The organism is Streptomyces tauricus (assembly GCF_014650955.1).
GTDB lineage: Bacteria > Actinomycetota > Actinomycetes > Streptomycetales > Streptomycetaceae > Streptomyces > Streptomyces tauricus.
Window position 1 is genome coordinate 283,757 of the sequence record NZ_BMVY01000002.1, and the last position, 18,225, is coordinate 301,981.

At 71.7% G+C, this 18,225-nt stretch carries 16 protein-coding genes; 10 read left to right on the top strand and 6 right to left on the bottom strand.

Annotation, left to right across the window (positions count from 1 at the left end):
• Window positions 1-28: 28 nt before the first annotated feature.
• Entirely contained in the window at window positions 29-157 is a 129-nt protein-coding gene (gene mmpB / locus IE278_RS42890) for a morphogenic membrane protein MmpB (protein ID WP_149511803.1), read from the top strand.
• Window positions 158-221: 64 nt separating this feature from the next.
• Window positions 222-842: a nucleoside triphosphate pyrophosphatase gene (locus IE278_RS05890; protein ID WP_189769481.1), complete on the top strand. Its 621-nt coding sequence runs from the start codon at window positions 222-224 to the stop codon at window positions 840-842.
• A gap of 15 nt (window positions 843-857) precedes the next feature.
• Here IE278_RS05890 and IE278_RS05895 read toward each other — a convergent pair whose 3' ends face one another.
• On the bottom strand, window positions 858-1,394 hold the full coding sequence (locus IE278_RS05895; protein WP_246569990.1) for a hypothetical protein: 537 nt from the start codon (window positions 1,392-1,394) through the stop codon (window positions 858-860).
• 371 nt (window positions 1,395-1,765) lie between these two features.
• On the opposite strand from IE278_RS05895, the gene IE278_RS05900 reads away from it, so the two are divergent.
• A complete protein-coding gene (locus IE278_RS05900) occupies window positions 1,766-3,538 on the top strand; it encodes an acetyl/propionyl/methylcrotonyl-CoA carboxylase subunit alpha (protein WP_189769483.1) in 1,773 nt (590 codons plus the stop codon).
• Window positions 3,539-3,900: 362 nt separating this feature from the next.
• Window positions 3,901-4,467 carry a TetR/AcrR family transcriptional regulator gene (locus IE278_RS05905; protein WP_246569992.1) on the top strand — a complete coding sequence of 189 codons (567 nt, stop codon included), beginning with the start codon at window positions 3,901-3,903 and terminating at the stop codon, window positions 4,465-4,467.
• A 116-nt stretch (window positions 4,468-4,583) separates the two neighbouring features.
• Here the strand turns inward: IE278_RS05905 and IE278_RS05910 are convergent, their stop codons facing one another.
• Both IE278_RS05910 and IE278_RS05915 read right to left on the bottom strand, forming a co-directional pair.
• Window positions 4,584-5,546, bottom strand: a complete 963-nt coding sequence (locus IE278_RS05910; RefSeq protein ID WP_107020346.1) for a DeoR/GlpR family DNA-binding transcription regulator — start codon at window positions 5,544-5,546, stop codon at window positions 4,584-4,586.
• A 239-nt stretch (window positions 5,547-5,785) separates the two neighbouring features.
• On the bottom strand, window positions 5,786-7,234 hold the full coding sequence (locus tag IE278_RS05915; protein ID WP_189769485.1) for an NAD(P)H-quinone dehydrogenase: 1,449 nt from the start codon (window positions 7,232-7,234) through the stop codon (window positions 5,786-5,788).
• A 153-nt stretch (window positions 7,235-7,387) separates the two neighbouring features.
• On the opposite strand from IE278_RS05915, the gene IE278_RS05920 reads away from it, so the two are divergent.
• The 3 genes from IE278_RS05920 (at window position 7,388) to IE278_RS05930 (ending at window position 10,541) form a co-directional block, all read left to right on the top strand.
• Entirely contained in the window at window positions 7,388-7,825 is a 438-nt protein-coding gene (locus IE278_RS05920; protein ID WP_107020348.1) for a gamma-glutamylcyclotransferase family protein, read from the top strand.
• Window positions 7,826-7,936: 111 nt separating this feature from the next.
• Window positions 7,937-8,761 carry a purine-nucleoside phosphorylase gene (locus IE278_RS05925; protein ID WP_189769487.1) on the top strand — a complete coding sequence of 275 codons (825 nt, stop codon included), beginning with the start codon at window positions 7,937-7,939 and terminating at the stop codon, window positions 8,759-8,761.
• 139 nt (window positions 8,762-8,900) lie between these two features.
• A complete protein-coding gene (locus IE278_RS05930) occupies window positions 8,901-10,541 on the top strand; it encodes a phospho-sugar mutase (RefSeq protein ID WP_189769489.1) in 1,641 nt (546 codons plus the stop codon).
• Between the two features lie 46 nt (window positions 10,542-10,587).
• On the opposite strand, the gene IE278_RS05935 is transcribed toward IE278_RS05930, so the two are convergent.
• The 3 genes from IE278_RS05935 to IE278_RS05945 form a co-directional block, all read right to left on the bottom strand.
• Window positions 10,588-11,475, bottom strand: coding sequence for a hypothetical protein (locus IE278_RS05935; RefSeq protein ID WP_373311911.1), 888 nt, complete (start codon window positions 11,473-11,475; stop codon window positions 10,588-10,590).
• Window positions 11,476-11,550: 75 nt separating this feature from the next.
• Entirely contained in the window at window positions 11,551-13,242 is a 1,692-nt protein-coding gene (locus IE278_RS05940) for a hypothetical protein (protein ID WP_189769491.1), read from the bottom strand.
• A 340-nt stretch (window positions 13,243-13,582) separates the two neighbouring features.
• The gene (locus IE278_RS05945) at window positions 13,583-14,260 is read right to left on the bottom strand and encodes a PH domain-containing protein (protein ID WP_189769492.1); all 678 of its coding nucleotides are present in this window, start codon (window positions 14,258-14,260) and stop codon (window positions 13,583-13,585) included.
• A 454-nt stretch (window positions 14,261-14,714) separates the two neighbouring features.
• On the opposite strand from IE278_RS05945, the gene deoC reads away from it, so the two are divergent.
• From deoC to IE278_RS05960, 3 genes are read left to right on the top strand one after another with little or no spacing between them, the layout of a single operon-like run.
• Window positions 14,715-15,674, top strand: a complete 960-nt coding sequence (deoC, locus tag IE278_RS05950; protein ID WP_189769494.1) for a deoxyribose-phosphate aldolase — start codon at window positions 14,715-14,717, stop codon at window positions 15,672-15,674.
• Between the two features lie 17 nt (window positions 15,675-15,691).
• Window positions 15,692-17,128 (top strand): aldehyde dehydrogenase family protein, encoded by a 1,437-nt coding sequence (locus tag IE278_RS05955; protein WP_189769495.1) that lies wholly within the window; start codon window positions 15,692-15,694, stop codon window positions 17,126-17,128.
• Entirely contained in the window at window positions 17,121-18,068 is a 948-nt protein-coding gene (locus IE278_RS05960; RefSeq protein WP_189769496.1) for an aldehyde dehydrogenase family protein, read from the top strand. The genes IE278_RS05955 and IE278_RS05960 overlap by 8 nt, the downstream gene beginning before the upstream one ends.
• Window positions 18,069-18,225 lie beyond the last annotated feature (157 nt).

Below are 18,225 nucleotides of genomic sequence, written 5' to 3' on the forward strand. Positions count from 1 at the left end.
GCGCCGTGCCGGAGTCACGATCGGAGACATGCTGTGGTCCGACCCGGAGAACGAGCCGCCGAAGGAGCTGCGCGACATGCAGGACATGTTGCGCCGACTCGGTGTGCTCATCGCGCTGGCCGTCGTGTTCGCGATGATCGTCCTCGGTCTGATGTGAGCCCGGCCTGATGTGAGCCCGCCTGCCGGAAACCCGGCCGGGAGGGGGTCGATACGCTGGCCGCATGACTGATCAGCCACGCCGCAGGCTCGTTCTCGCCTCCCAGTCCCCCGCCCGGCTCGGACTGCTGCGGCAGGCCGGACTCGACCCCGAGGTCGTCGTCAGCGGGTTCGACGAGGACGCCGTGACCGCCCCGACCCCCGCCGAACTCGCGCTCGCCCTCGCCGAGGCGAAGGCGTCCCTGGTCGCGGCACGGCCCGAGGTCTCCGGAGCACTGGTGATCGGCTGCGACTCGGTGCTCGAACTGGACGGCGTGGCGTACGGCAAGCCCGTCGACGCCGAGGAGGCGACCGCGCGCTGGAAGTCGATGCGCGGCCGGGTGGGCATCCTGCAGACCGGCCACTGCGTGTGGGACACGGCGGCCGGCCGTCATACGTCGGGCGTGGCGTCCACCGTCGTCCGTTTCGGCGAGCCGACCGACACCGAGATCGCCGCGTACGTCGCCTCGGGCGAGCCGCTGCACGTCGCCGGGGCGTTCACGCTGGACGGCCGATCGGCCCCGTTCGTCGACGGCATCGACGGCGACCACGGCAACGTCATCGGGCTCTCGCTGCCCCTGCTGCGCCGGCTGCTGGCCAAACTGGGCGTGAGCATCACGGACTTGTGGACCCCGCGCGAGAAGTGAGCCCCGCCGGGCGGGTCAGGAGACGGAAGGGGCCGGAGGCGGAGGCAGGACACCGCCCCCGGAACCCTCGGCACTCCCGGAATCCCCGGCGCTTCCGGGGCCCCCGGCGTCCCCGGGCCCCGCGGGGCCCGGGTCCGGCTTGGCGTCGGGCCTCGTGGCCTCCAGCCGGTCGTACGTCATGAAGAGGAGCACGATCAGCCCCAGCACGACCATCATGAAGGCGAACGCGCCCCAGCCCACCAGGCCGACCGCGAACGCGCCGAGCAGGGCGTGCACCACCGCCGCGCTGATCAGCAGGATGCGGCCGAGGCCCGCGGGCGCCCGGTCGCGCAGGCCGACGCGCAGCGCGGTGAAGCCGCAGAGCGCGAAGTAGAGGCCGAAGACCAGCCCGGCGACCTTCGACGACGTGGACATCACGTCCGGGTCGAGCCCCGCCAGGGACATGTCCTGCCGTTCGACGACGATCCCCATGAACCAGTTGACCCACGCGATGCCCACCGCCTCCACGAAGAGCACGATCGCGGTCACCCATGCCACCGGTCTGCGGACCACCGGCCCCCACCCACTTTCGACTTGCGCCCGAGCAGGGCCCTGTTACCTCAAGTAGTACGAGACAGCCAGAACGCTACTAACGAGTAAACCCAGGGACAAGGGATCCGCGAGAGGCAAAGAATCGTTGGGCCATTCGTAGGGTCTCCACAAAGAAACCGAGTGGCGCGCAGCACGGACTCACAGAGACCTTGGCCACACCGGAGAGTTAGGGTTCAAGGCAAGCCCCCTGCGTACCGAGGTACGGCAAGGGATTTCACGGGCGAGCAGGCCTTGCATCACGCTCCGTGTGGGCAAGCTCACCATCGGGGACGGGTCGAAACGACGTGTCGGCAGTCCCTAAACTCGGCTTGTTTCAAGGAGAGGGAGCCAACGTGCGCAAGGTGTTGATCGCCAACCGTGGCGAAATCGCTGTTCGTGTCGCCCGGGCGTGCCGAGACGCCGGCATCGCGAGCGTGGCGGTGTACGCCGAGCCGGACCGGGACGCACTGCATGTGCGGGCCGCGGACGAGGCGTTCGCGCTGGGCGGTGACACCCCCGCGAGCAGTTACCTCGACATCGCCAAGGTGCTCCAGGCGGCCAAGGACTCCGGGGCGGACGCGATCCATCCCGGATACGGCTTCCTCTCGGAGAACGCCGACTTCGCCCAGGCCGTCCTGGACGCGGGCCTGACCTGGATCGGCCCGCCGCCGCAAGCCATCCGCGACCTCGGTGACAAGGTCGCGGCCCGGCACATCGCGCAGCGCGCCGGCGCCCCGCTGGTCGCCGGTACGCCGGACCCGGTGCCCGGCGCGGACGAGGTCGTCGCCTTCGCCCGGGAGCACGGTCTGCCCATCGCGATCAAGGCTGCCTTCGGTGGTGGCGGCCGCGGTCTGAAGGTGGCCCGCACCCTTGAGGAGATCCCCGAGCTGTTCGACTCCGCGGTGCGCGAGGCGGTGGCCGCGTTCGGCCGCGGCGAGTGCTTCGTGGAGCGCTACCTCGACAAGCCCCGGCACGTCGAGACCCAGTGCCTGGCCGACTCCCACGGCAACGTGGTGGTCGTCTCCACCCGTGACTGCTCCCTGCAGCGCCGCCACCAGAAGCTCGTCGAGGAGGCGCCCGCGCCGTTCCTCTCCGACGCCCAGGTCGCCGAGCTGTACGCGTCCTCCAAGGCGATCCTCAAGGAGGCCGGGTACGTCGGCGCCGGCACCGTCGAGTTCCTGGTCGGCGCGGACGGCACGATCTCCTTCCTGGAGGTCAACACCCGTCTGCAGGTCGAGCACCCGGTCACCGAGGAGGTCTCCGGCATCGACCTGGTCCGTGAGATGTTCCGGATCGCCGACGGCGAGGAACTGGGCTACGACGACCCGCCGCTGCGCGGCCACTCCTTCGAGTTCCGCATCAACGGCGAGGACCCGGGCCGCGGCTTCCTGCCCGCCCCCGGCACGGTGACCACCTTCGCCCCGCCGTCGGGTCCGGGCGTGCGCCTGGACGCGGGCGTGGAGTCCGGCAGTGTCATCGGCCCCGCCTGGGACTCGCTGCTCGCCAAGCTGATCGTCACCGGCGCCACCCGCGAGCAGGCCCTGCAGCGGGCCGCGCGTGCGCTGGCGGAGTTCACCGTGGAAGGCATGGCCACGGCCATCCCCTTCCACCGTGCGGTGGTCGCCGACCCTGCCTTCGCCCCCGAGCTGACCGGCTCCGCGGACCCCTTCACGGTCCACACCCGCTGGATCGAGACCGAGTTCGTCAACGAGATCCCGGCCTTCACCGCTCCCGCGGGCACCGACGCGGAGGACGAGCCGGGCCGTGAGACGGTCGTCGTCGAGGTCGGCGGCAAGCGCCTGGAGGTCTCCCTGCCGATCTCGCTGGGCATGTCCCTGGCCCGTACGGGACTCGCGGCGGGCGCCAAGCCCAAGCGGCGCGCGGCCAAGAAGTCCGGCCCGGCCGCCTCCGGCGACACCCTCGCCTCACCCATGCAGGGCACCATCGTGAAGGTGGCCGTCGAGGAGGGCCAGGAGGTCAAGGAGGGCGACCTGATCGTGGTCCTGGAGGCCATGAAGATGGAACAGCCCCTCAACGCCCACCGCTCGGGCACCGTCAAGGCCCTCGCGGCGGAGGTCGGCGCCTCGCTCACCTCGGGCGCGGTCATCTGCGAGATCAAGGACTGACCCCGATCGTCACCCTGACGGGGCGCACCTCCCGAGGCGCGCCCCGTCAGTGCCTTTCGGAGGACCACGGTCCCGGAGCGCGGTTCCGAACGCGCGGTTCCAACGGCGCGCTTCCAGGGGCCCGGTTCCAAAGGCACGGCCCCAGGGCCACATCCTCAGGGGCGCGGGTAACTGCGCACCCCGCCCCATCGGAACCGCACCCGCAAACAACGACCACCAGGCACCCGCCAGGGGCGCGTCTTCAGGGGCGCGGGGAACTGCGCGACCGGCCCGCACTACCGCCGCCCGGACAGCCGTCGCAGGGCGGGCGAGACGGCCCCACCCCCGCCGGAGGCACCCCGCAAGAGAGGTCAGGCAACCCCATGACCAACCCCCCGGCAGGGATGCGCGCGGACGCCCGCCGCAACCACACCCGCCTGATCGCGGAGGCACGGGCCACGTTCGCCCAGAACGGCGCCGACGCCTCCCTGGAGGACGTGGCGAAACGCGCGGGCGTGGGCATCGGCACCCTCTACCGCCACTTCCCCAACCGCCACGCCCTGCTGAACGCGGTCTTCGCGGACGCGGTCAGCGACCTGCTGTCCCGTTCACGCGAACTCCTCGACGCGCCGAACCCGTGCACGGCGCTCGTGGAATGGCTGCGCGCCGTCATCACTCATGCGAGTGAGTACCGCGGACTCGCCCGCGCGCTCATGTCGGCCTCGCACGACGACGCCTCGGCGCTCGCGCAGTGCAGCGGCCCGATGCGCGAGGCGGGCAGCGCCCTTCTCACGCGCGCGCAGCAAGCAGGCTCCGTACGCACCGGTGTCGCCATCGGTGATCTGCTTCAGCTGACCAACGCGATCGCGCTGGCCGCCGAAGAGACCCCGGGCGACCCGGAGTTGGCCGACCGCATGCTGGCGCTGACGCTGCGGGGCCTCAAGGCCTGACGCGCCGACGCGCTGACGCGCTGACGTACGAACTGGACCGCCGTCCGTCAGCCACACCTCTGCACCTCTGCCGCGCAGCGACTCGCTCGCGTCAGTACTCCGCGGTGTCAGCCGTGTCAGCGTCTGCGCATGTCGGCGACCCGCGCCCGCTCGCTCTGTGCCTGATCGCCCAGCACCGCCGCGGCGCTGCGCAACTGCGGCCCCGCGCCGGGCACCTGACCGCGTCGGGGCCCGGGCAGCGGCACGTCCCGGCGTGGCGGCTGGCGCCCCGCCGGGACCGTATCGCCGCCCGATCCCCCCGCTCCGGCCACCGCGATCTGTACGCCCTGGTCGGCCAGGGCCTGCAGTTCGGTGGCCGCGCGATCGTCCTGGGCCGGTGGCTCGTCCGTGACCAGCCGGGTGATCACATCGGTCGGCACCGTCTGGAACATCGTGTCGGCGCCGAGCTTGGTGTGATCGGCCAGGACGACGACCTCGGCGGCCGCCTGGACGAGCGCGCGGTCGACGGAGGCCGACAGCATGTTGGAGGTGGACAGGCCGCGTTCCGCGGTGAGCCCGCTTCCCGACAGGAAGGCCCGGGAGACCCGCAGCCCCTGGAGGGACTGTTCGGCCCCGCTGCCCACCAGGGCGTAGTTGGAACCGCGCAGGGTGCCGCCGGTCATCACGACTTCCACACGGTTGGCATGGGCCAACGCCTGGGCCACCAGCAGGGAATTGGTGACGACGGTCAGCCCCGGCACCCGCGCGAGCCGGCGAGCCAGCTCCTGCGTGGTGGTTCCCGCCCCCACCACAATGGCCTCGCCCTCTTCGACGAGACCCGCGGCGAGGTCGGCGATGGCCGTCTTCTCGGCGGTCGCGAGATGAGATTTCTGCGGAAAGCCGGACTCCCGCGTGAACCCGCCCGGCAATACCGCACCGCCATGTCGGCGGTCGAGGAGTCCTTCTGCCTCCAGTGCGCGCACGTCCCGCCGTACGGTCACTTCGGAGGTCTGGACGACGCGGGCGAGCTCACGGAGCGACACGGCTCCATTTGCTCGCACCATTTCGAGGATCAATTGACGACGTTCTGCAGCGAACACGAAACTGACAGTAACCCCAACGACCGTCTGCTTTCAGCAGTTTGCGCCGAATAACAGAAGTTGTTCGCATGGCAGTACCCGAAGTGGTATACGCGCCTAATCCGGGCGCCTATGCCGCGTGAATGGTCGGCGACTCCCCGTGACCAGAGGGACAGCCGGTCCCCGTGACCAGCGAGAAACCACTCAGGGCACCGCTTTCCCCACCTCGTCCGGGTTCACTTCGGGACCCGTTTCCGGACTCAGCCCTCGCCCGTGGACTTCCGGGTGTGCAGCTGACGGGCCACCTCGGCGATCGAGCCCGACAGGGACGGATACACCGTGAAGGCCTTCGCGATCTGCTCGACGGTCAGGTTGTTGTCGACCGCGAGCGAGATCGGGTGGATGAGTTCCGAGGCGCGCGGCGCGACGACCACACCGCCGACGACGATCCCGGTGCCGGGACGGCAGAAGATCTTCACGAAGCCGTCCCGGATGCCCTGCATCTTGGCGCGCGGGTTGCGCAGCAGGGGCAGCTTCACGCACCGGGCGTCGATGACCCCGCCGTCGACGTCCGCCTGCGAGTAGCCGACGGTGGCGATCTCGGGGTCGGTGAAGACGTTCGACGAGACCGTCTTGAGGTTGAGCGGGGCGACCGCGTCGCCGAGGAAGTGGTACATGGCGATACGGCCCTGCATGGCGGCCACGGAGGCCAGCGCGAAGATCCCGGTGACGTCACCGGCCGCGTACACGCCGGGCGCGGTGGTCCTGGAGACCTTGTCGGTCCAGATGTGCCCGGACTCCTGCACCTTGACCCCGGCCTCCTCCAGGCCCATGCCGTCGCTGTTGGGGATGGCGCCGACGGCCATCAGACAGTGCGAGCCGGTGATGACGCGGCCGTCGGCGAGCGTCACCTCGACCCGGTCGCCCACGCGCTTGGCGGACGCGGCGCGCGAGCGGGCCATGACGTTCATGCCGCGGCGCCGGAACACGTCCTCCAGGACGGCCGCCGCGTCGGGGTCCTCGCCCGGCAGCACGCGGTCGCGGCTGGAGACGAGCGTGACCCGCGAGCCGAGGGCCTGGTAGGCGCCGGCGAACTCGGCGCCGGTGACACCGGAGCCGACCACGATGAGCTCCTCCGGGAGCTCGTCCAGGTCGTAGACCTGCGTCCAGTTCAGGATGCGCTCGCCGTCGGGCTGCGCGTCGGCCAGCTCACGGGGGTGCCCGCCGGTGGCGATGAGCACGGCGTCGGCGACGAGTGTCTCCTCGCTGCCGTCCGCGGCCCGTACGACGACCTTGCGGGAGCCGTCCAGGGCCTGCATGCCCTCCAGCCGTCCGCGGCCCCGCAGCACCCGTGCCCCGGCACGCGTCACGGAGGCCGTGATGTCGTGGGACTGGGCGAGCGCGAGGCGCTTCACCCGGCGGTTGACCTTGCCGAGGTCGACGCCGACGACGCGCGCGGGCTGGTCGATGTGAGGAGTGTCATCGGCGACGATGATCCCCAGTTCCTCGTACGAGGAGTCGAAGGTGGTCATCACCTCGGCCGTCGCGATGAGGGTCTTGGACGGCACGCAGTCGGTGAGCACCGACGCACCGCCCAGGCCGTCGCAGTCGACGACGGTCACCTCCGCGCCGAGCTGCGCGGCCACCAGGGCCGCTTCGTATCCGCCGGGTCCGCCGCCAATGATCACGATCCGAGTCACGTACTCCATTGTCCCGCACGCTTCAAGGTGCTTCCGCACGGGGGCGCTGTCCGGGTGTCGCGGGCGGGTGTCACGGGCGGGCGATCCGGCCGGTACGGGTGTGCGATCCGGGGCCGCGGTTACGGGAGAGTCACACGCGTCCGCTGCCGTACCCTCGGTCCCATGTCGCTCTACGCCGCGTACGCCGGCAATCTCGACCCGCGGCTCATGACGCGCCGCGCACCCCACTCTCCGCTGCGCGCCACGGGGTGGCTCAACGGCTGGCGGCTGACGTTCGGCGGCGAGCACATGGGCTGGGAGGGCGCGCTGGCGACGATCGTCGAGGCCCCGCGCTCGCAGGTCTTCGTCGCCCTGTACGACATCGCTCCCCCGGACGAGGAGTCCCTGGACCGCTGGGAGGGTGTCGGCCTCGACATCTACCGGCGGATGCGCGTACGGATCCACACGCTGGAGGGCGAGGAGTCGGCGTGGCTGTACGTCCTCAACGGTTACGAGGGAGGGCTCCCCTCAGCCCGTTACCTCGGCGAACTCGCGGACGCGGCGGAGTCGGCGGGCGCCCCGCACGACTACGTGATGGAGCTGCGCAAGCGCCCCTGCTGACCCCCGGGGCACTCCGCCGTCAGGCTTCGGCGGAAACAACAAGACAACGATCGCAAACCCGTGACCATCAACATCTACGCGCGTAGGCCACGAGCGGCTACCCTCATGCGCGTGAACGCATCTCTTCTTCCGGACGACATCCAGGGCGACCCGTACGCCGCCGCCGACGCCGCCGCCGCGCGCCTGCGGGAACTCTCGGGCGCCGAGACCCACGACGTCGCCCTCGTGATGGGCTCCGGCTGGGCGCCGGCCGTGGATGCCCTCGGCGACCCAGAAGCCGAGTTCCAGGTCACCGACCTGCCCGGCTTCCCGCCGCCTGCGGTCGAGGGACACGGCGGCACGGTCCGCTCCTACCGGATCGGCGACAAGCGGGCGCTCGTCTTCCTGGGCCGCACCCACTACTACGAGGGCCGCGGGGTCGCCGCCGTCGCGCACGGCGTCCGGACGGCCGTCGCCGCCGGCTGCAAGACCATCGTGCTGACCAACGGCTGCGGCGGGCTGCGCGAGGGCATGCGGCCCGGGCAGCCGGTCCTCATCAGCGACCACATCAACCTGACGGCGACGTCCCCGATCGTCGGCGCGAACTTCGTCGACCTGACGGATCTGTACTCGCCGCGGCTGCGGGCGCTGTGCAAGGAGATCGACCCGACGCTCGAAGAGGGCGTGTACGCGCAGTTCCCCGGCCCGCACTACGAGACGCCCGCGGAGATCCGGATGGCGCGGGTCATCGGAGCCGACCTGGTGGGGATGTCGACCACGCTCGAAGCGATCGCCGCGCGGGAGGCGGGGGCGGAGGTGCTCGGCATCTCGCTGGTGACGAACCTCGCCGCGGGGATGACGGGCGAGCCGCTGAACCACGAGGAGGTCCTCCAGGCGGGCCGCGACTCGGCCGCCCACATGGGCGCCCTCCTGACCCAGGTCCTGGACCGCCTGTAGTCCTGGTCGTCCTCGCCTCCGCCGCCCCTACCCCCCCGCTCGAGCGAAGCCGAGAGTGGGGGAGGGTAGGGGCGGCGGGGGCGAGAGAAGTCCGGGGCGGGGTACACCGACACGTACTACGAACGAAAAGAGGACCCTCGTGCAGGACGGACTCATCGCGCGGGCCAAGGCATGGCTGGCCGAGGACCCCGACGCGGACACCCGCGAGGAACTCGCCAAGCTCATCGACGCCGAGGACACCACAGAACTCACCGCCCGCTTCACGGGCACCCTCCAGTTCGGCACAGCGGGCCTGCGAGGCGAACTCGGCGCCGGCCCGATGCGCATGAACCGCGCGGTCGTCATCCGCGCCGCCGCCGGCCTCGCCGCGTACCTGAAGGCGAAGGGCCAGACGGACGGCCTCGTCGTCATCGGCTACGACGCCCGTCACAAGTCGATCGACTTCGCCCGCGACACCGCCGCGGTCATGACGGGCGCGGGCCTGCGCGCCGCCGTGCTCCCCCGCCCGCTCCCCACGCCCGTACTCGCGTACGCCATACGGCATCTGGGCGCGGTGGCGGGCGTCGAGGTGACGGCCAGCCACAACCCGCCGCGCGACAACGGCTACAAGGTCTATCTCGGCGACGGCTCCCAGATCGTCCCCCCGGCGGACGCCGAGATCGCCGCCGAGATCGCCGCGGTCACCGCCCTCGCCGACGTCCCCCGCCCGGACTCCGGCTGGCAGACCCTCGACGAGGGCGTCCTGAACGCCTACCTGGAGCGCACGGACGCGGTCCTGGCCCCCGGCTCCCCGCGGACCGCCCGCACGGTCTACACGGCGATGCACGGCGTCGGCAAGGAGACCCTCCTCGCGGCGTTCGCGCGGGCCGGCTTCCCCGCGCCCGTCCTCGTCGCCGAGCAGGCCGAGCCGGACCCCGACTTCCCGACCGTCGCCTTCCCCAACCCGGAAGAGCCCGGCGCGATGGACCTCGCCTTCGCGAAGGCCCGCGAGACCGACCCCGACCTGATCATCGCCAACGACCCGGACGCGGACCGCTGCGCCGCGGCCGTGAAGGATGCGGGGAACGGCGGCGACTGGCGCATGCTGCGCGGCGACGAGGTCGGCGCGCTCCTCGCCGCACACCTCGTCCGCCGGGGCGCGCGCGGCACCTTCGCCGAGTCGATCGTCTCGTCCTCCCTCCTCGGCCGCATCGCCGAGAAGGCGGGTCTGCCGTACGAGGAGACGCTGACGGGCTTCAAGTGGATCGCCAGGGTGGAGGGCCTGCGGTACGGCTACGAGGAGGCGCTCGGCTACTGCGTCGACCCCGACGGCGTACGGGACAAGGACGGCATCACGGCGGCCCTCGCCATCACGGAGCTGGCCTCGGAGCTGAAGGCGGAGAACCGCACGCTCCTCGACCTGCTGGACGACCTCGCCGTCGAGCACGGGCTGCACGCCACGGACCAGTTGTCCGTCCGGGTGGACGACCTCTCCGTCATCTCCGACGCGATGCGCCGGCTGCGCGAACAGCCGCCGACGCATCTCGCGGGCCTGTCCGTCACCAGGACCGAGGACCTCGCCCTGGGGACGGACCTGCTGCCGCCCACGGACGGTCTGCGCTACACGCTGGACGGCGCCCGCGTCATCGTCCGGCCCAGCGGTACGGAGCCGAAGCTGAAGTGCTACCTGGAGGTCGTGGTGCCGGTGGGTGCGCACGACGAACTGCCGGCGGCCCGCGCGAAGGCGGCGGAGCTGCTGTCGGCGGTCAAGCGGGACCTGTCGGCGGCGGCGGGTATCTGAACCACCTGGCGGGCCGAGGGCGACGGGGCCCGTCGCCCTCGGTCCGTCACAGCCCGTACCGGCTCTTCAGGTGGCGCCAGAAGTCGCGGAACATCCACTTGTCGAACTCCGTGACGGACGTGGCGCTGCCCGCCTTCATGAGGAAGCAGCACTGGCCCGTCGGCGTCCAGTCGTAGAAGTCGTCGAGGCCGAAGGTGTGGCCGACCTCGTGCAGATAGATGTGGATGTCCTCCTGGGACAGCGCGCCGGTGAAGTACTCCTGGCCGACCCGCTGGCCCCAGTCGCCGCCCGCGCCGCCCTGGAAGCCCTTGGTCAGCCAGAGGGACTGGTCGTAGTGGCGGGCCGCGCCGCCGGGACACTTCGAGTAGTCGCCGTCCTGGTGGAAGAACCGGCCGCAGTCGGGCGCGCACTGCGGGGCGCCGCCGCTGTCGAGGTTCCCGGCGTAGACGTCGACGGAGTTGTCGGTCCACTGGAGGGTGGAGCGGTTCTTGACCGCCCAGCCGACGATGTTGACGGGCACGCTGGTGTACGGCCAGGCGTTGTGGCCCGTGCCGTTGTCCAGCATGGCCGCCGTCCACTTGCCGAACTGCTTCTTCAGCGCGGTGTGGATCTGGTCCCGCAGGGCCGTGCTGACGGGGGCGTCGGACTCCCAGCGGACGCAGTAGTTGATGCTTCCCCGGTTGGCCATGACCTGGTCCCAGCCGTAGTTGCGGAAGCCGTACAGGTCCGGGTAGGTCGTCGAGACGTGGTTCCACACCTCGTTCAGCGGCTGCACCAGGTTCGCGGGCGGGTTCCACTGGTCGGCGGCCTTCGCCTGGGACGCCGGGAGGAGGGGCGCGGCGACCAGCGCGACGAGTGCGGCGAAGACGGTGACGAGCCGCGTCAGGTGTCTGCGTACGGGGGATGCGGTGAGCACAGTGGGCACGGTGATCACGGTGAACTCCTCGGTGGGGGACGGGATTTCACCCTCAGGTCGCCACCGGCACGGGTACGGGTTGCCTACTGCCCCTCAGCCCCACACCACCAGGACCGCCGCCCACACCAGCGCCAGTACGACGGCCAACGGCCAGAGCGGGCGGCCCCGTTCGGGGGTGGTGCTGTCCCCGGTGGGCCGCAGCGCCGGGTCCTCGCGCATGGCCGACAGTTCGGCGGCCAGCGCGTCGTACGGGTGCACCAGACCGCGCCGCCGTTCGAACCACGCCCAGCGCGGCGCCGCGACCGACCAGTCGTCGCCCCGCCAGCGCAGCTTCAGCTCGAACGAGCGACGGCGTACGGAGCGGATGTCGTCCCAGGGGACGTGCCGGGGGCCGCGCAGCCCGGTGACCCACAGACCCGAGCGGTCCGCGGTGATGCGCCAGGCGAGTTTCACGGGAACGCGGGCGGCTCCGTAGAGACCGAGCGCGACGGCCAGGACCAGCTTCCAGGAGGGCAGTTCGGCCTCGGTGAACCCGGCCCAGGTGAGCCAGGCGCCCCACTGCACCAGCAGCGCGGCGGCCACCCAGTCCAGCCAGCCCGCACGCCAGCGGCGCACCGGGGCGGGCGCGCGGTCCACGACCGACTCCCGGGCCTGCCGCACCAGTTGACGGTTCTGCTCCTCGCGGGCCTTCTCCCGGGCGACACGCCGCACACCGGCGCTCGGCGACAACGGGCGGACCGGTCCCGCCGACCACTCCGTCAGCGGCGGCTGGTCCGGGTCCTCGTCCGCGCTGAGGACCACGACCTCGGCGCCGTCGAAGGGCGCGCCGAAGAGGACGGCCTCACGGACGGGCCCGGGAACATCGTCGTCGACCGCGTCGAGAAGCCGCTCCAGCTCTTCACCGGCGTCGGCATCGCCACCATCGGCATCGGCGGAGCCGGACGGGTCCTCGTCACCGTCCTCTCCGTCCTCGTCCTCGTCCGACGCACCGTCGTACGACGTCAGTTCCACCGTGAACAGCGGTCGCGTCGCCGCGAGGTCGTCCGCCGCGTACACCTCCGTGGTGCCCTGCGCGTCGTCGCGTACGAGGACACGCAGTACGGGTGCGGGGGCGCGGCGCAGTGCGACGGCCCGGTGGCGGCCGAGCCACGCCGAGACCAGGGCGGTCAGACCGAGCCCGGTCAGATAGAAGGCCATGACCCAGGAGCCGCGCCGGTCGTCGACCGTGCCCCACAGATTCGCGGTGACGCCGGTGACCACACCGAACCCGAGCACCAGGAGGCCGAGCGGGAGCAGGAAGCGGCCGCGCCGCACCGGGGCCTCGCCGTCGGGGACCTGGGCCGTGCCGTCCCCGGCGGCCTCCAGGGCCTGTTCCAGCTGGGCACCGCGGGCCCGCAGGCGTACGGCGACGGCGGCCCAGGAGACCACCACGATCGACGCCCCGACGGCGGTCACCGCCCAGGGCAGGGACGACGCCTGCACCGCGAGCCCCAGAAGCAGGGCGGGCGCTCCGGCCCAGACCAGTTCGGGCCGCGCGAGCACCCACAGGACGTACACCGCGAAGCCCGCCGCGACGAACGGCCACAGTCCGCCGAGCATCGCGGCCCAGGCGCCCGCGCAGAGCGCGAGGGTGGTCACGGCGCCGGCGATCGACCGGCGCACCCGCAGGAACGTCCAGCGCGACGGCAGCGCGGCCGACCAGTTCGCGGCCCGGCCGGCCGTCCAGTCCCGGCAGTCGTCGGGTATCGCGGCCGCGGGCAGTCGCAGCGGCTCGTCGTACGACACATGCACTCCTGGATCGCGTGGAAACGCCGGTGCCGACACCGGCGCGGGCACCGGTGGTGACAGTAGCGAGCGAAACGACCCGCCCGGGCCGGCGGACGTCCCGGCGCCCGATGCGGGTGCCGCCCTCTCGTACGGGCGGGCGTGGCCATCCGCCTCAAGAGGACGCGCTACGCGATACCCAGGAGCGCGGAAAACCGCGATACCCAGGAGCGCGGAAAACCGCGATACCCAGGGGCGCGGGGAACCGCGATACCCAGGGGCGCGGGGAACTGCGCGAAAGGGGGCGAGGGGGCGGAGCCCCCATGCGGTGACGGGACGGGTAGGGGCGGCGGGGGCGGAATCAGGCCACGGACAGGAGGATCGCCAGCAGGACCGCTCCGGCCGCAGCGGGGGCCATGACCTCGTAGGCCCAGCGCACGGACACATCACCCTTTGCCTGCGGGTCCTTGCCGTGGGCCGCCAGCAGTTCGCGCAGTTCGTCCACGATCTGGTCGCCCGGGGCGCGTACGGGGCCGGTGGCCTGCGGAGCGGGGTGGGGGGCCTGCCGGGTCTGTCCGAGGCGGCCCCGGGCGTCCGTCGTGTCGCCGCGGGCCTCCTTGCGTGCCGCTCGGTTGCGGGCCCGCAGGGAGACCGGTACGGACCAGAGCTGGTACTTGGTACCGCTCTTGTCGAGTACCTCGTTCGAGTAGCCGGATCTGAACGCCTCGACCGCTCCCCAGGGCAGCGTGATCACCCGGAAGGGGTTACGGATGCGCAGGCGCTGCTCGTTCGCGTACACCGCGGGGCGGAGCGTGAAGGCGGCGACCAGCGGCACCAGCACGAGCAGCGTGGCCAGCGCGATCCACGGGGTGCGGCCCTCGCCCGTGACCAGCGCGTCGATACCGAGCCAGGCCGCGATCGCGAGCAGGAGGACGCCGCCCGCGATACCGGAGGGGGACCGGTAGACCCTGTCCTTGAACTGGGGTTCCGGAGGGTTCGGGAGGTCCGGTGCGGGTGGCTGGTGGTCCGGGGTCGTCATGAACCCGATTCTGCCTGACCGCCCCCACGGGGGTCGCTCCGCGGGTGAGCCGCCTACGACACGCAAGCCACGCGGGTGGACCGCGCAGCCCCCCGCGCCCCTAGCGGGGTCCGCCCGGACGACACTGCCAGGTGCAGGTCGGTCGGTGTGACTCGCGCAGTTCCCCGCGCCCCTAGCGGGGCGCCCCGCTAGGGGCGCGGGGAACTGCGCGGCCAGCCCCCACCGCCCGCACGAACAACAAAGCCCCACCACCCCCACCCAGGGGCGCGGGGAACTGCGCAGCCGGCCCCCACCGCCCGCACCCAACAACAGACCCCGACCACCCCCACCCGGGGGCGCGGGGAACTGCGCAGCCAGCCTCCACCGGGCCGCACCCGACAACACCCGGGCCGGCCCACACCCCGGCAGGGGGCTGTACAGCCGCTACGCGCGTAGATATGCTCGGGTGGTGACCATGCCCACCACTGCATCCTCCGCAGCTCACGCACTCACGGACGTCACCGCGTCGGACGGCTCGTTGCGCCGGTTCCTCCACGGGCTGCCCGGCGTCGACACGGTCGGCCTGGAGGCGCGCGCCGCCTCACTCGGCACCCGTTCCGTCAAGACCACCGCGAAGGCGTACGCCATCGACCTCGCCATCTCGATGGTCGACCTGACGACCCTGGAAGGCGCGGACACCCCCGGCAAGGTCCGGGCGCTCGGCGCCAAGGCCGTCCACCCGGACCCCACGGACCGCACGGCCCCGACGACCGCCGCGGTCTGCGTCTACCCCGACATGGTGGCCGCCGCGAAGGAGGCCGTAGCCGGCTCCGGCGTGCTGGTCGCCTCGGTCGCGACCGCCTTCCCCGCCGGCCGCGCCGCGCTCGACGTGAAGCTGGCCGACGTGAAGGACGCCGTCGCCGCGGGCGCCGACGAGATCGACATGGTCATCGACCGCGGCGCGTTCCTCGCGGGCAAGTACCTGAAGGTGTACGACGAGATCGTCGCCGTGAAGGAGGCCTCGGGCGCCGCCCGCCTGAAGGTCATCTTCGAGACCGGCGAGCTGTCGACGTACGACAACATCCGCCGCGCGAGCTGGCTCGGCATGCTGGCGGGCGCGGACTTCATCAAGACCTCGACGGGCAAGGTCGCCGTCAACGCGACCCCCGCGAACACCCTCCTGATGCTGGAGGCCGTCCGCGACTTCCGCGCGCAGACGGGCGTCCAGGTCGGTGTGAAGCCCGCCGGCGGCATCCGCACCACGAAGGACGCCGTCAAGTTCCTGGTACTGGTCAAGGAGACCGCGGGCGAGGACTGGCTGGACAACCACTGGTTCCGCTTCGGCGCGTCCTCGCTCCTCAACGACCTGCTGATGCAGCGCCAGAAGCTGGCCACCGGCCGCTACTCCGGCCCCGACTACGTGACGGTGGACTGATCCCCATGGCTTCCGCAATGGATTCCGCATTCGCATACGCACCGGCGCCCGAGTCCCGCTCCGTCGTCGACATCGCGCCCTCCTACGGCCTGTTCATCGACGGCGAGTTCACCGAGGCCGCCGACGGCAAGGTCTTCAAAACGGTCAGCCCGAGCACCGAGGAAGTCCTCTCCGAGGTCGCCCAGGCCGGTGAGGCGGACGTCGACCGCGCGGTGAAGGCCGCCCGCAGGGCCTTCGAGAAGTGGTCCGCGCTGCCCGGCTCCGAGCGCGCCAAGTACCTGTTCCGTATCGCCCGGATCATCCAGGAGCGCAGCCGCGAACTGGCCGTCCTGGAGACGCTGGACAACGGAAAGCCCATCAAGGAGACGAGGGACGCCGACCTCCCCCTCGTAGCCGCGCACTTCTTCTACTACGCGGGCTGGGCGGACAAGCTCGACCACGCCGGCTTCGGGTCGAACCCGCGCCCCCTGGGCGTCGCCGGCCAGGTCATCCCCTGGAACTTCCCGCTCCTGATGCTCGCGTGGAAGATCGCCCCGGCGCTCGCGACGGGCAACACGGTGGTGCTGAAGCCCGCCGAGACGACCCCCCTGTCCGCCCTGTTCTTCGCGGACATCTGCCGCCAGGCGGGCCTGCCCAAGGGCGTCGTCAACATCCTTCCCGGTTACGGCGACACGGGCGCGGCCCTCGTCGCGCACCCGGACGTCAACAAGGTGGCCTTCACCGGCTCCACCGCCGTGGGCAAGGCCATCGCCCGCCAGGTGGCGGGCACGAAGAAGAAGGTCACGCTCGAACTGGGCGGCAAGGGCGCCAACATCGTCTTCGACGACGCGCCCATCGACCAGGCCGTCGAGGGCATCGTCACGGGCATCTTCTTCAACCAGGGCCAGGTCTGCTGCGCGGGCTCCCGCCTCCTCGTCCAGGAGTCGATCCACGACGAGCTGCTCGACTCCCTCAAGCGCAGGCTCGCCACGCTGCGCCTGGGTGACCCGCTCGACAAGAACACCGACATCGGCGCGATCAACTCCGCCGAGCAGCTCGCGCGTATCTCCTCGCTCGTCGAGCAGGGCGAGGCCGAGGGCGCCGAGCGCTGGTCCCCGTCCTGCGAACTGCCGTCGTCCGGCTACTGGTTCGCCCCGACGCTCTTCACGAACGTCACCCAGGCGCACACCGTGGCCCGCGACGAGATCTTCGGCCCGGTCCTGTCCGTCCTCACCTTCCGCACCCCGGACGAGGCGGTCGCGAAGGCCAACAACAGCCAGTACGGACTCTCGGCGGGCATCTGGACCGAGAAGGGCTCCCGCATCCTGGCGGTCGCGGGCAAGCTGCGCGCGGGTGTCATCTGGTCCAACACGTTCAACAAGTTCGATCCGACCTCGCCGTTCGGCGGCTACAAGGAGTCGGGCTACGGCCGCGAGGGCGGTCGCCACGGCCTGGAGGCGTACCTCGATGTCTGACAAGCCGAAGAACACCGAGAAGACCAGCGAGAAGACCACCGACAAGAAGGCCGAGCAGCACCGGCGTCTGAGCGTCTTCAAGACCTACAAGCTGTACGTCGGCGGGAAGTTCCCGCGTTCCGAGAGCGGCCGGGTGTACGAGGTGACTGACCCCAGGGGCACGTGGCTGGCCAACGCGCCGCGCGCGAGCCGCAAGGACGCCCGTGACGCGGTCGTCGCCGCCCGCAAGGCGTTCGGCGGCTGGTCAGGCGCGACCGCGTACAACCGCGGCCAGGTCCTCTACCGCGTCGCGGAGATGCTGGAGGGCCGCAAGGGCCAGTTCGTCCAGGAGGTCGCCGACGCCGAGGGCCTGTCGAAGGCGAAGGCCGCCGAGCAGGTCGAGGCGGCCATCGACCGCTGGGTCTGGTACGCGGGCTGGACCGACAAGATCGCCCAGGTCGTCGGCGGCGCGAACCCGGTGGCGGGCCCGTACTTCAACCTCTCGTCCCCCGAGCCGACGGGGGTCGTGACGGTCCTCGCCCCCCAGGAGTCGTCCTTCCTCGGCCTGGTCTCGGTGCTCGCCCCGGTCATCGCGACCGGCAACACCGCGGTCGTGATCGCGAGCGAGAAGTCCCCGCTCCCCGCGCTGTCACTGGGCGAGGTCCTGGCGACCTCCGACGTCCCGGGCGGCGTGGTGAACATCCTCACGGGCGGTACGGCGGAGATCGCCGCCCCGCTCGCCGCCCACCAGGACGTCAACGCGATCGACCTGGCGGGCGCCGACGAGGCGCTCGCGAAGGAACTGGAGATCGCGGCGGCCGACAACCTCAAGCGGGTCGTCCGTCCACAGCCTGTGGATTACTCCGCCACGCCCGGCACCGACCGCCTCACGGCCTTCCTGGAGACGAAGACGGTCTGGCACCCCACGGGAGCGCTGGGCGCGTCCGGCTCGTCCTACTAGGGCGACGCTCCACCGGGCCGGCCCAGGCAGCGTTCCACCGAGTCGGCGTCCGGCCCACCAGAGCGGGAGAGCCGCGCTTCCCCACCGTCCGGGGGAGGCGCGGCTCTCCCTCGCCACCGTCCGGGGAGGCGCCGTTCTCTCCCGCCACCGTCCGGGG

Excerpts from the sequence above, each read along its gene's own strand:
- mmpB (WP_149511803.1), top strand. The coding sequence starts at position 29 with ATGCTGTGGTCCGACCCGGAGAACGAGCCGCCGAAGGAGCTGCGCGAC.
- IE278_RS05890 (WP_189769481.1), top strand. The coding sequence starts at position 222 with ATGACTGATCAGCCACGCCGCAGGCTCGTTCTCGCCTCCCAGTCCCCC.
- IE278_RS05905 (WP_246569992.1), top strand. The coding sequence starts at position 3,901 with ATGACCAACCCCCCGGCAGGGATGCGCGCGGACGCCCGCCGCAACCAC.
- IE278_RS05915 (WP_189769485.1), bottom strand. The coding sequence starts at position 7,234 with ATGGAGTACGTGACTCGGATCGTGATCATTGGCGGCGGACCCGGCGGA.
- IE278_RS05920 (WP_107020348.1), top strand. The coding sequence starts at position 7,388 with ATGTCGCTCTACGCCGCGTACGCCGGCAATCTCGACCCGCGGCTCATG.
- IE278_RS05945 (WP_189769492.1), bottom strand. The coding sequence starts at position 14,260 with ATGACGACCCCGGACCACCAGCCACCCGCACCGGACCTCCCGAACCCT.
- deoC (WP_189769494.1), top strand. The coding sequence starts at position 14,715 with ATGCCCACCACTGCATCCTCCGCAGCTCACGCACTCACGGACGTCACC.
- IE278_RS05955 (WP_189769495.1), top strand. The coding sequence starts at position 15,692 with ATGGATTCCGCATTCGCATACGCACCGGCGCCCGAGTCCCGCTCCGTC.
- IE278_RS05960 (WP_189769496.1), top strand. The coding sequence starts at position 17,121 with ATGTCTGACAAGCCGAAGAACACCGAGAAGACCAGCGAGAAGACCACC.